The sequence below is a fragment of the Nonomuraea sp. NPDC050451 genome (genome assembly GCF_044458585.1).
This window is the reverse complement of the sequence record NZ_JBITHZ010000016.1, coordinates 147,781-160,233: the sequence shown is the minus strand read 5'-3', so window position 1 is coordinate 160,233 and position 12,453 is coordinate 147,781. Positions and strand designations below refer to the sequence as shown.

Genomic DNA, 12,453 nt, shown 5'->3' with positions numbered 1-12,453 from the left:
GGCGGGTCATTCCTCCTATTCGTCGTAGAAGATGACCACGCGGGCCACCTGCCGCTCGTCCTCGACGGCTTCGCCGGGGCGGCGCCGGCCGCTCGCGACGACGTCGCCGGTGCGCGGGTCGACCACGCGGTAGGCGGCCGGCAGCCCGTCCTCGCGCGTCGGGCGCAGCGCGCCGCCGTTCTCCTGGTAGACCACGTGCAGGCGGCCGGGCACGCGGAAGGAGCGCGGGCTGATGAACGTCTCCCAGTCAGGCTCCATGTCGGTCGTGGGCAGGCCGTCCAGGATCTTGCCAAGCAGCCCGACGTACGCGGAGCCCTCGAAGTCGAGGGATTCGCGCCAGCCGCCGGACGGGGCCAGGAAGTACGGCGCGTGTCCCGGCTCGTCGCCGTGGAGCTTCCACTGCCAGATGTTCGCGGCGCCGTAGACCACGCCCATGGCCCCGCCCGCGCACAGGTTGCTCCACGCCTCGTGGCCCTGCCACCAGCCGGCGGCGTTGGTGGCGCTGCGGGTCTGCTCGTAGGTGGGCTCGCCGTTGGCGACGGCCTTGACGGGCGTGTCGCGCCGCATGACCGCGACCCGCTCGGGGACGTGCTCGCCGCCGTGGCCGGTCTGGCACCACTGGAAGTCCAGCCAGTCGGCGTCCTGGCAGGCCCGGTTGTCGGCATGCGGGCGGTAGTGGATGCCGGTGGGCTGGGCGTAGCAGTCCCAGGCGTGGACCTCGGCACCACCCGCCGCGATCTGCGGCTCGCGGCCGGAGCCGTCGGCGCCGACCAGGTAGATCGCCGGCCGGGCGCCGTAGCGGGCCACCAGGTAGCGGCAGTAGCGGGCGTACTCGGCGGGCGGCACGACGGTGCCCGCCACGTCGAGCCCCTTCCAGCCGAACCCCTGGAAGACCGGCTGGAGCACGGGCACGATCTCGTGCTCCACCAGGATGTCCAGGAGCCGGTCCAGGTACTGGAAGTAGCTGGGGTTGAGCGCGTTGATGTGCCCGGTGGGCAGGTCCTCGAAGGCGACGTCGAAGCCCTCGTCGGCTGAGCGGTCGCGCGGGCCGGCGGCCCGCATGTCGGGCTGGACCGACATCAGCAGCACCGCGTTGAAGCCCTTGGCCTGCCGGTCGGCCGCATAGACGCGGACCTGCTCCTCGGTGGCCCGCCAGGGCAGGCCCCAGGCGGTGTCGGCGACCATGATCGCCGGGGTGCCGTCGGCGTGGACGAGGCTGCGCCCGCCCGGCGACATGGTCCAGAAGCCGTGCCGCCGGAAGCGGTGCGCGGACTGCTCCGCGGCGTCCACCTCGATGATCCCGGACGCCCCGCGGAGCCCGCGGTCGTCGAGGGACGCGTCGGCGCTCCAGTGCCAGCGGCCGTGCGCCAGCGGCGAGCTGAACCGGATCCGCCAGGTGCGGCCGCCGTCGTAGAACGCCGGCCTGCGCAGGGCCAGCCCGCTGTCGTGGGTGAAGTCGGCCCACACCTCGACGGCGGTGTAGGCGTCGGGGAGGTCGGCCGAGGCGGTGAGCGTGATCTCCACCTCGCGCCAGGCTCCCCCGACGCGCGTCACGTCTCCCATCAGCCGTCCACCTGGGCGCTGAGCAGCGCCTTCCTTGCGATGCGCTGCGCGGCCAGGGCGTCCTGACGCGCCTGCGCCTCGGCGAGGGCGTCCACGTCGAGGACCTGCAGGGCCCGCCAGATCGTCCGCATGACCTCGATGCCGGCCCGGGCGGCCTCCACCGAGTCCTCGCGGAAGGGGAACTGGTCGAGCTGCCAGACGCCCTGCCAGCCGGCCTGGCGCAGGGTGTGGAAGAACTCGAAGGTCTCGACGAGGTGGATGGAGCCGACGACCATGTCGTCGTCCCAGCCGCGGAAGTTGTCGTTGACGTCGATGGCGTAGAGCCGGTCGTGATCGAGGATGAGCTGGGCCGCGTCGGCCGGGGACTCGAGGCCGTAGAGGGAGTGGCCGAAGTCGAGCAGGATGCCGACGTTGGGCACGTCCATCTTCTCGATGGCCAGCAGGGTGCGGGCGGCCGAGGAGAAGGTCATGCGGTTACGCGGCTCGCGCGGCTTGTACTCGATGGCGAAGCGCAGGTCGGGGTGGCGCTGGGCCAGCTCGCGGACGGCGTCGATGGACATCTGCCACAGCGCCTTGTAGTCGGCCTGGAAGGGGTAGTCCCAGCCGTCCTGGCCGGGCCAGAGCTTGACGTAGTCGCAGCCGAGGTGGCGGGCCAGGTCGGCGGACTCGCTGACCAGCTCGATGGCGTCGCGCCGGACGGCGGGGTCGGGGTTGGTGAAGCCGCCGCGGGCGAACTTCCTGGTGTAGATCTCCGGCGTCAGCGCGATGGCCCGCAGCCCGTTGGCCTTCAGCCGGTCCTCCAGCTGGTCCACGTCGAGGTCGGCGGGGTTGAACGGGTAGTTGATGTCGACCACGGACAGGCTGCCGACCTGGCCGGCGCGGTCGATCGCCTCCAGCGTGGAGACGGGCGGGCCGTACCCGTCCGTGGCGTAGCGGTCGCGGAACTGCCCGAAGTGCCAGAGCCCGGCGCCGAACAGTGGTTCTGCTGCCATACGGAATGGTCTCCTATCCCTTGATCGCGCCGGCGAGGGCGCCTTGTGTGAAGAAGCGCTGGAACATCAGATAGACGATGAGGACCGGGAGGATGGACATGATGATGAAGGCGTTGAGCTGCCCGTAGTTGGAGGCGAACTGCGACTGGAAGGCCTGCAGCGCCAGCGGCACCGTACGCGCGTCCTGGTCCTGCAGCAGCACCAGGGCCATCCCGTACTCGTTCCAGGTGGCGACGAAGTCCAGGATGAACAGGGCGGCCAGCGCGGGCTTGGCCAGCGGCAGGATCACCCGTACGAACAGGCGCCAGTTCCCCGAGCCGTCGATGCGGGCGGCCTCGTCGAGCTCTCGGGGCAGCGAGCGGAAGAACCCGTACAGGAAGAACACCTGGGACGGGATGCCGAAGGCCAGGTACGGCAGGATGATCCCGTTCGTGGAGTTCAGCAGCCCCATGCTGGACAGCGTGGTGAACATCGGGGCGATGGCGACCTGCACCGGCACCATCGCGCCCAGGGTGATCACGATGAGCAGCATCCGGTGCCGCTTGAAGCGCAGCCGCGCGATCGCGAACGCCGCCGCGGCCGAGATCATCAGGCCGAGCGGCACCTTGATGAGCGCGATGTAGGCGCTGTTCCTGGCCACGGTCCACAGCTCGCCCCGCTCTGCGGCGGCCGTGTAGTTGTCCCACCGCCACACCTCCGGCAGCGCCCAGATGGAGGAGCGGCCGATGTCGGCCGTGGACTTCAGCGAGGTCAGCACCATGAAGGCGAACGGCGCGAGCCAGATGAGCGCGCAGACGACCAGCGCGATCCACAGCCCGATGAGCGGGAAGTTGGCACGGCGGACAGCGTTCATCGCTCGTCCTCCTTCAAGGTCCACATCAGGTACGGCAGGACGAGCGCCAAGGTGATCACGAGCAGGATGACGGCCAGCGCGTTGCCCCCTCCGAAGTTGTGGTTGATGAACGACTGACTGTAGGACCACAGGGCCAGCACCTGGCTCGACTGGGCCGGACCGCCGTTGGTCATGCCGACGATGAGGTCGAACACCTTGAGCGAGCTGATGACGGTGAGCACCAGGACGACGGTGAAGGTCGGCCGCAGCGCGGGCAGGGTGACGTTCCGGAAGGTCTGCCAGGCGGAGGCGCCGTCGAGCTTGGCCGCCTCGACCAGGTCCGCCGGCACCGTCTGCAGCCCGGCCAGGAACAGCACCATGGAGAAGCCCGTCGTCTGCCAGACGAAGGCGACGAAGACGGAGTAGAGGGCGATCTGCGGGTCGCCGAGCCAGTCCTGGATCCACGACGACAGGCCGAGGGACGTCAACGTGCTGTTGACCAGGCCGGAGTTCGGGTTGTAGATCCACGTCCACATGGTCGCCACGGCGATCGAGGCCAGCACGGCGGGGATGTAGAACGCCGAGCGCAGCAGGTTGCGGCCGAGTAGCCGGTTGTTGAGCGCCAGGGCGAGCAGCAGGGCGAGCACCGTGGGCACGACGAGCGAGAGCACGACCCAGATGACGCTGTTGCGCAGGGCGGTGTGGAAGACCGTGTCGTTGGTGAAGATGTCCTGGTAGTTCGCCAGTCCCGCCCAGATCTGCGGCACGGTGGGGAAGCCGTTCCACCGCACGAAGCTGAGGTAGATCGCCGAGACGATGGGGAACAGCAGGAAGATCCCGTAGAGCGCCAGCGCGGGCGCCAGGAACGGCAGCGCGCCCAGGATGGGCAGGCCGCGACGTGGCGTGCGGGGGCGGTGCGAGTGGTGGGTGGGTCGTGACGTGGTCGGGGCGGTGGACACGGTGGCCAAGGCCGCTCCTCCTCGGTTGATCGGACCGGCCGAGGGGCGATCCCCTCGACCGGTCACGGCTGGTCAGTCCTTGTGGGTGTCGATGAACTTCTGCAGCAGCGCGCCGGCCTCCTTGGGGGCGATCGAGCCGCTGGTGACCCCGTTCTGGATGCGCCAGTACTCGGTCGTCACGTCGGTGGGGAAGTTCTGGTCGTTGTTGAGGAAGAACCCCTTGGCCTTGCCGGTCAGCTCGGCGATCTGCGTGTTGATCGGAGCGAGCGGGTTGGCTCCCTTGGTCTCCTTGTTCACCGGGACCGAGGAGAAGACGCCCAGGTACTTGCCCTCCACGGCGGCGGAGGTGAAGAAGTCCAGGAACTTGGCGGCCTCGTCCGGGTGCTTGCTCGTCTTGCTGATGTACATGCCCTCGGAGAAGCCGTAGAGCCGGTCGGTGCCCGTGGGCATCGGGAAGACGCCCACGTTGTCCTGGTCGTCGCCGGCGTCGATGTTCTGCTGGGTGAACCAGTCGCCCTCGAGCTGCATGGCCGACTTGCCCGAGTGGAACATCGCGCCCGCCTCGGCCACCGGCAGGCCGGCGAAGCCCTTGTTGAAGTAGTCGCCCGACCACTGCTTGAGCTGCTCGAAGGACTTGTCCACGCACGGCTGGCCGGCCCAGCTCGTCGCGCGGGTGTTGAGCTGGTCGCCCAGCTCGGCGCCGCAGTTGGTCTCGATGAACGTGTCCAGCAGGCGCATCACGTGCCAGTTGTCCTTGCCGCCCATGGTGATCGGGGTGAGCCCGGCGTCCTTGAGCTTCTGCGCCGCCGTGGCCCACTCCTGGTACGTGGTGGGAGGCGCGCTGATGCCCGCCTTGGCGAACTGGTCCTTGTGGTAGTAGACGACCTCGGTGCGCTGCGTCCAGGGCACGCCGTGGTAACCGCCGTACTGCGTGTACGCCGCCAGGGTCGACGGGTTGAACCGGTCGGCCCACTTGTACTGCTGGTAGTACTTGCTCAGGTCGAGGCTCACGCCCGACTTGACGAGCTCGCCGCCGAGGCCCGGCCCGGCCCAGTTGTAGTAGATGTCCGGGCCGGAACTACTGCCGGCCGTGGTGCGCAGCGCGTCCTTGTGCGCGTCTACCGCGCGGTACTGAAGATCTACCTTGACGTTCGGGTTCTGCTTCTCGAAGTCGCCGATAATCGACTTCAACGCGGCGGTCGCCGTGTCCGCGTTCTGAGTGACCATCCACCAGCTCAGCTTGACCTGCCCCCCGCTGGTCGCACTGGTGTCGTCTTGGACTCGGCCGCTGCAGGCGGTCAGGAGCAGCACAGATGCCGCAAGAGCTGCCGCTTTGCTTGGGGTCTTCATTGCATCTCCAGAGGGCTGGAGGCGATTGAATAGCTATTCAATACCGCCTGTCTATTCGAGCGGAATGTAACGTCGGCGACATACAGCCGTCAAGAAGCAGGCGAGTCGCAAGCTTCCGCACCTCATTGACATGAACGCGATGGCGGCCTTAGCTTCAAAATATGCCTAGTCATATTGGAATAGATATTCAAGACGTGGCCCGGTGATGTCGTTGCTTGCTGCCGATCCGACGCGTTCGGCCGTCTATCGCCAGGCGGCCGAGCGAATTCGCCGGGCCGACCGGCACACCGCGGCCGCGGAGCTGGACCATCTGGCCACGGAGGTGCGCCGGAGCATCATCCGCATGATCGACCGTGCCCAGATGGGGCACGTCGGGGGTGACCTGTCGGTCACCGACATCCTGGTCACCTGTTTCTACGGCGTGTTGTCCGTCGATCCGGAACGTCCGCAGTGGAGCGGGCGCGACCGTTTCGTGCTCAGCAAGGGACACTGCGCCGCCGCCCTGTACTCGACCCTCGCCCACTGCGGTTTCTTCCCCGCGGCCGAGTTGGACACCTTCATGGCCCCGCTGTCGGCGCTCAACGGTCACCCCAACCGCATCAAGGTCCCCGGCATCGAGACCAACACCGGCGCGCTCGGGCACGGCCTGCCCGTGGCCACCGGGTGCGCGCTGGCCGCCAGGCTCGACGGCGCGGACTGGCGCACGTTCGTCGTGCTCGGCGACGGGGAGCTGCAGGAAGGCAGCAACTGGGAGGCGGCCATGGCGGCCGCCCACCACGGCCTGTCGTCGCTGACCGCCGTCATCGACCGCAACCGGCTGCAGCAGGGCGCCAGGACGGAGGACACCAACGCGCTCGGCGCGCTGGACGACAAATGGCGCAGCTTCGGCTGGGAGGTACGCGAGGTCGACGGCCACGACCACCTCGCCCTCCTGCAGGCGATGAGCGGCTCGTCGACCGGCAGGCCGGTCGCCGTCATCGCCCACACGATCAAGGGGAAGGGAGTGTCGTTCATGGAGGACCGGGTGGAGTGGCACCACAAGGTGCCCAGTCCCGACCAGGTCGAGGCGGCCCTCGCGGAGCTGGCACGATGACCGTGACCGACCAGCAGACCGCCTTCGACTGCCGGCAGGACTTCGCCGCGGAGCTCCTGGCCCTGGCCGCCGAGGACGAGCGGATCGTGGCCGTCTGCAACGACTCCGTGGGCTCCAGCAACCTCGTCGGCTTCCGGGAACGTTTCCCCGACCGGCTGATCAACGTCGGCATCGCCGAGCAGGACCTCGTCGGCGTGGGCGCGGGGCTGGCCAACGCCGGCAAGATCCCCTTCGTGTGCGCGGCGGCGCCGTTCCTCACCGGCCGTGCCCTGGAGCAGATCAAGGCCGACGTCGCCTACAGCGAGGCGCACGTCGTGCTCTGCGGGCAGAGCCCGGGCATGGCCTACGGCGAGCTCGGCCCCACCCACCACTCGATCGAGGACCTTTCCTGGATGCGCGCGGTCGCCGGGCTCGACGTGATCGTCCCGGCCGACTCCGTCCAGACCCGCGCCGCCGTCCGCTGGGCGGCGGCCTCCGGCAGGCCCAGCTACGTGCGCATCCCGCGCTTCAAGGTGCCCGTGGTCACGCCCGAGGGCGCGCCCTTCGAGCCGCGCAGGGCGGTGCTGCTCGCCGACGGCGACGACGCCACGGTGATCGCCATCGGCTCGCTGACCTCCCGCGCGCTGCAGGCGGCCGCCCGGCTCCGCGAGGAGGGCGTCTACCTGCGGGTCCTCAACATGCCCTTCCTCGACCCGCTGGACGAGGAGGCCATCGTGGCCGCCGCGCGGGAGACCCGCGGCATCGTCACGGCGGAGGAGGCCACCATCAGCGGCGGGCTCGGCGCGGCCGTCGCCGCCACCGTCGTCACCCGCCACCCCGTCCCCATGCGCATCCTGGGCGTGCCCCGCGTGTTCGCCCCCACCGGCGACACCGCCTTCCTGCTCGACCACTTCGGCCTGTCCGCCGACGGCATCGTCAGCGCCGTCAAGGACCTGCTGCGCCATGGCTAGCCCGCTCATCCTGGCCATCGACCAGGGCACCAGCTCCACCAAGGCGCTGCTCGTCGACGAGAGCGGCCGCGTCGTCTCCCGCGCCGTCGTACCGGTCGCCGAGAGCCAGCCCCGCCCCGGCTGGGTCGAGCAGTCCGCTGGCGAGCTGTGGCAGAGCGTGCGGCGGGCGGTCGCCGAGTGCGTCGCCCCCGAGCAGGCCGCCCGGGTCGCCGGCGTGGGGTTCAGCAACCAGCGCGAGTCGCTGGTGCTGTGGGAGCGCCGCACCGGCGAGCCGGCCGGGCCGCTGATCAGCTGGCAGGACCAGCGCACCGCCGCCCAGTGCCACGAGCTGGCCGCCACCGGGGCCGCCGATCTGGTGCGGTCGGTGAGCGGGATGCCGCTGGACCCGATGTTCTCCGCGCTCAAGGCCCGCTGGCTGCTCGACGCGTACGATCCGGACCGGCGGCGGGCCCGGGCGGGCGAGCTGTGCCTGGGCACCGTCGACTCCTGGCTGCTCAGCCGCCTGGGCGGGGAGCATGTCATCGAGGTCGGCAACGCCTCGCGCACCCAGCTGCTCGACGTCGGGACCGGGGACTGGGACCCGCGGCTGCTGGAGCTGTTCGGGGTGCCGGCCGAGGTGCTGCCGCGGGTGGTCGCCTCCTGCGGCGCCTTCCCCGCCGTCCGCGACCTCGCGCCGCTGCCCGACGGGGTGCCGGTGCTGGCGGTCATGGGCGACTCGCACGCCGCGATGTTCGCCCATGCCGGCTGGCGGCCCGGCGTGGTGAAGGCCACCTACGGCACCGGCTCCTCGGTGATGGCCATCGGCGACTGCGGTCAGGCCCCCGGGCTGTGCCGCAGCGTCGCCTGGGACATCGACGGCCCGGTGCTGGGCGTCGAGGGCAACATCCGGGCGACCGGCCGGACGGTCAGCTGGCTCGCCGAGCTGTTCGGCGTACGCACCGAGGAACTGCTGGCCGAGGCCGCGGACACCGGCCCGGAAGGCGTGCACTTCGTGCCGGCCTTCGGCGGGCTCGGCGCCCCGTGGTGGGAGCCGGACGCCACCCCCGTCGTGACCGGCCTGACGCTGGGCACCCGGCGCGGCCAGCTCGTCGCCGCCGCCCTGGAGGCCGTGGCCTTCCAGGTCGAGGACGTCGTGACGGCCATCGAGCAGGCCGTCGGCCAGGTGAGCGTGCTCATGGCCGACGGCGGGCTCACCCGCAGCGACCGGATGATGCGGCTGCAGGCCGACCTCGGCGGCCGCACCGTAGCCCGCTCCGGCGAGCACGACCTGTCGTGCCTCGGCGTGGCCGACGCCGCCGGGCTCGCGGCCAAGCTGTGGACGCTCGGCGAGCTCGAACGGCGCCCGCGCCCTGCCGACCGGTTCGAGCCCGCCCTGGACGAGACGGATCGCGCGGCCAGGAAAGCCGCCTGGCACGAGGCCGTGCGCAGGTCCCGGCCCTCCGGTGAAGGGAGCACCACATGACCGCAACGGCGCCGACCCCCCGTCGGCGCGTCCCGATCCGCTGGATCATCGTCGCGGCCTTCGCCGCGCTGGTCGTCCTCATGGCCGTCAGCACCGAGTACCGGACGGCCGAGACCGCGGCCGCGGCGGCGCCGAAGAAGTTCGACCCGGCCGCTTTCGGGGCCCAGAACTACGAGGCCAAGATCGTCCCTGCCGTCAAGAGCGCCGCCGTCGACCTGCCCGTCCTGCTCGACGCCCTGGCCGCCGACAAGGACGCCGCGAGCCAGAAGTACGGCAAGCGCCAGGGCACCGGCCCCTACACCTTCGCCGTCAAGGTCACGGGCGAGGCCGGCGCGGTCAAGTCCGGCCTGCTGCCCGTCACCGTCAAGGGCCTGCCGGACGGCACCCGGGTCTCCGTGCAGATCGGCCCGGCCATCAACGGCACCGCGCTGCGTGACGCGGTGGGATTCATCACGTTCGGCCAGTTCACCAACCAGGTGGAGTACGCCGACGCCGCCACCGCCCTCAACAACCAGCTGCGCGACAAACTGCTCAAAGGGCTGGACGCGACGGCGCTGGACGGCAAGCAGATCTCCGTCACCGGGGCGTTCACCCTGCTGACACCGCAGACCGTGACGATCACGCCGGTGGCGATCTCATGAGCGGGCCGGTCCTCAGGGCCCGCGAGGTCGCCAAGGTGTACGGCGGCACGCACGCGCTCAAGGGCGTCGACTTCGACGTCGCGCCCGGCCGCGTGACCGCGCTGTTCGGCGAGAACGGCGCCGGCAAGTCGACCCTGATGAAGATCCTGGCCGGGATCGAGCGGCCGACCACCGGGCACGTCGAGCTGGACGGGCGGCCCGTGCGGCTGCACTCCTCCCGCGACGCGGCCGACCAGGGCATCTCCATCATCCACCAGGAGCTCAGCCTCTGCCCCAACCTCAGCATCCAGGACAACCTGTTCCTGGCCCGCGAGGTCCGCACCGCGTACGGCTCCATCGACCGCAAGGCGCAGCGCGAGGCCACGGCCGCGGTCCTGCACCGGCTGGAGGAGGACGTCGACCCCGACCGGCTCGTCGGCGACCTGCGGCTCGGCCAGCAGCAGCTGGTGGAGATCGCCCGCGCGCTGCTGCAGCAGGCCCGCGTCCTCATCATGGACGAGCCGACCTCGGCCCTGACCGCGCCCGAGGTGGACGTGCTCTTCCGGGTGATCAGGGAGCTGACCGCCGCGGGCGTCGCCGTCGTCTACATCTCCCACCACCTGGACGAGGCGCTGGAGATCGCCGACGACGTCGTCGTGCTGCGCGACGGGCGGCTGGTCGCCACGGCTCAGGCCGGCGAGGTCGACATCCGCTGGATCGTCGAGCAGATGGTCGGCCGCGACCAGGACACGTTGTTCCCCAGCCGGGATCCGGTGCTCGGCGAGGAGGCGCTGGCCGTGCGCCGGCTCACGGTGGCCGACCCGGCCGTCCCCGACCGGCTGGCCGTGAACGGGTTGTCCCTCAGCGTGCGCGCGGGCGAGATCGTCGGTATCTACGGGCTGATGGGCTCCGGGCGCACCGAGTTGCTGGAGACGCTGGCGGGCCGCCTGCGGCCGTCCTCCGGCGAGGTCCTGCTGGACGGGACGCCCCTGCACGAGGCCGGGATCCGCGACCGCATCGGGCGGGGCGTGGTGCTGGTGCCCGAGGACCGCCAGCGCGACGGGCTCGTACAGACCATGTCGGTCGGGCAGAACCTGTCCCTGGCCGCGCTCGGCACGTTCGTCCGCGGCCTGTTCGTCTCCCAGGAGCGCGAGCGCGCCGCCGTCACCCGCACCATCGCCGACGTCACCGTCAAGACCAGCGGCGCCCAGGCGGCCATCGGGTCGCTGAGCGGCGGCAACCAGCAGAAAGTGATCATCGGCAAGGCGCTGCTGACCGGGCCGCGCGTCCTGCTGCTGGACGAGCCGTCCCGCGGCGTGGACGTGGGCGCCAAGGCCGACATCTTCGAGCTGATGGCGGCCCAGGCCAGGCGGGGCCTGGCCGTGCTGTTCACCACATCCGACGCCGAAGAGGCCCTGCACATCCCCGACCGGCTGCTCGTGCTCGCCCGCGGCGCCCTCGTCGGCGAGTTTCGGCGCGGCGAGCTGACCCGGGAGGAACTGATGCGCGTGTCCGACGGCGGAACTCAGGACGGTTCGTCATGACGGCGACGGCGACCACCGCGGCCCCTGAGCAGGCCGCCACCCGGGCCCGCCGCCTCTCGCTGCTGAACGTGGCCTTCGAGCTGCGCGCCTTCATCGCGCTCGCCGTGCTCATCGTGATCTTCGGCCTGCTGTCGGACTCCTTCCTCACCGTCCCCAACCTGATCACGATGACCAAGCACGTCGCCATCAACGGCGTGATCGCGCTCGGCATGCTGCTGGTCATCCTCAAGGGCGGCATCGACCTGTCCGTCGGCTCCATCGTGGGCCTGTCCGGGGTGGTCGCCGGCGAGCTCCTGCAGGGGCTGCACGTCGGCGGCGTGATCGCCTACCCGCCGGTGTGGGTGGTGATCGTGCTGTGCGTCGCGGTCGGCATGGCGGTCGGCCTGATCAACGGGATCCTCGTCACCCGCTTCAACGTGGCGCCGTTCATCGCCACGCTCGGCATGCTGTACGTGGCCCGCGGCGCGGCGATGCTCATCTCCAACGGCGCCACCTACCCCAACCTGGGCGGCAACCCGGCACTCGGCAACACCGGCTTCGAACTGCTCGGCAGCGGGCGGCCGCTCGGCCTGCCCACCTCCATCTGGATCATGATCCTGCTGGCCGTGGCGGCGGTGCTGCTGCTGGCCAAGTCCCCGTTCGGCCGCTGGCTGTACGCCACCGGCGGCAACGAGCGGGCCGCGGACCTGTCCGGCGTGCCGATCCGGCGGGTCAAGACGATCGTGTACGTGATCTCCGGGGCCTGCGCGGCGGTCGCCGGGCTCATCATCGCCTCGGAGCTCACCTCGGCCGCCCCGCAGGCCGGGGAGACGTACGAGCTCAATGCCATCGCGGCGGTGGTCATCGGGGGCGCCGCACTCAGCGGCGGCCGGGGAACCGTGCGCGGCACCCTGGTCGGCGCGTTCGTCATCGGCTTCCTCGCCGACGGCCTGGTGATCCTGGGCGTGTCGACGTTCTGGCAGATCCTCATCAAGGGCGCGGTCATCATCCTCGCCGTGATGCTCGACCAGGGCCAGCAGCGATTCAAGCGACGGGGAGCCACCGCGGCGGCGGTCGCCGCAAGCAAGAAGCAAGACTGAACCACAAGG

The 12,453-nt window shown here is 70.6% G+C and carries 11 protein-coding genes; 6 read left to right on the top strand and 5 right to left on the bottom strand.

Annotation, left to right across the window (positions count from 1 at the left end; genetic code table 11):
- Positions 1-15 precede the first annotated feature (15 nt).
- The 5 genes from ACIBI9_RS38525 to ACIBI9_RS38505 all read right to left on the bottom strand — a co-directional run bounded on the left by ACIBI9_RS38525 (position 16) and on the right by ACIBI9_RS38505 (position 5,573).
- Complete coding sequence (locus ACIBI9_RS38525) at positions 16-1,563, bottom strand: DUF4038 domain-containing protein (RefSeq protein ID WP_397229756.1); 1,548 nt, start codon at positions 1,561-1,563, stop codon at positions 16-18.
- Entirely contained in the window at positions 1,563-2,555 is a 993-nt protein-coding gene (locus tag ACIBI9_RS38520) for a sugar phosphate isomerase/epimerase family protein (RefSeq protein ID WP_397229754.1), read from the bottom strand. The genes ACIBI9_RS38525 and ACIBI9_RS38520 overlap by 1 nt, the downstream gene beginning before the upstream one ends.
- Before the next feature lie 13 nt (positions 2,556-2,568).
- A complete protein-coding gene (locus ACIBI9_RS38515) occupies positions 2,569-3,408 on the bottom strand; it encodes a carbohydrate ABC transporter permease (protein ID WP_397229752.1) in 840 nt (279 codons plus the stop codon).
- Positions 3,405-4,346, bottom strand: a complete 942-nt coding sequence (locus ACIBI9_RS38510; RefSeq protein ID WP_397229897.1) for a carbohydrate ABC transporter permease — start codon at positions 4,344-4,346, stop codon at positions 3,405-3,407. Before ACIBI9_RS38510 ends, ACIBI9_RS38515 begins: the two co-directional genes overlap by 4 nt.
- Before the next feature lie 72 nt (positions 4,347-4,418).
- Entirely contained in the window at positions 4,419-5,573 is a 1,155-nt protein-coding gene (locus ACIBI9_RS38505) for an ABC transporter substrate-binding protein (RefSeq protein ID WP_397229750.1), read from the bottom strand.
- A gap of 328 nt (positions 5,574-5,901) precedes the next feature.
- Here ACIBI9_RS38505 and ACIBI9_RS38500 point away from each other — a divergent pair, with 328 nt between their 5' ends.
- The 6 genes from ACIBI9_RS38500 to ACIBI9_RS38475 are packed head-to-tail and all read left to right on the top strand — an operon-like array spanning position 5,902 to position 12,444.
- On the top strand, positions 5,902-6,789 hold the full coding sequence (locus ACIBI9_RS38500; protein WP_397229748.1) for a transketolase: 888 nt from the start codon (positions 5,902-5,904) through the stop codon (positions 6,787-6,789).
- Positions 6,786-7,739 (top strand): transketolase C-terminal domain-containing protein, encoded by a 954-nt coding sequence (locus ACIBI9_RS38495; RefSeq protein WP_350726103.1) that lies wholly within the window; start codon positions 6,786-6,788, stop codon positions 7,737-7,739. The genes ACIBI9_RS38500 and ACIBI9_RS38495 overlap by 4 nt, the downstream gene beginning before the upstream one ends.
- The gene (locus ACIBI9_RS38490) at positions 7,732-9,201 is read left to right on the top strand and encodes a glycerol kinase (RefSeq protein WP_397229746.1); all 1,470 of its coding nucleotides are present in this window, start codon (positions 7,732-7,734) and stop codon (positions 9,199-9,201) included. Before ACIBI9_RS38495 ends, ACIBI9_RS38490 begins: the two co-directional genes overlap by 8 nt.
- A complete protein-coding gene (locus ACIBI9_RS38485; protein WP_397229744.1) occupies positions 9,198-9,842 on the top strand; it encodes a DUF2291 family protein in 645 nt (214 codons plus the stop codon). The genes ACIBI9_RS38490 and ACIBI9_RS38485 overlap by 4 nt, the downstream gene beginning before the upstream one ends.
- Positions 9,839-11,365 (top strand): sugar ABC transporter ATP-binding protein, encoded by a 1,527-nt coding sequence (locus tag ACIBI9_RS38480; RefSeq protein WP_397229742.1) that lies wholly within the window; start codon positions 9,839-9,841, stop codon positions 11,363-11,365. The genes ACIBI9_RS38485 and ACIBI9_RS38480 overlap by 4 nt, the downstream gene beginning before the upstream one ends.
- Complete coding sequence (locus tag ACIBI9_RS38475; protein WP_397229740.1) at positions 11,362-12,444, top strand: ABC transporter permease; 1,083 nt, start codon at positions 11,362-11,364, stop codon at positions 12,442-12,444. Before ACIBI9_RS38480 ends, ACIBI9_RS38475 begins: the two co-directional genes overlap by 4 nt.
- Positions 12,445-12,453: the final 9 nt, after the last annotated feature.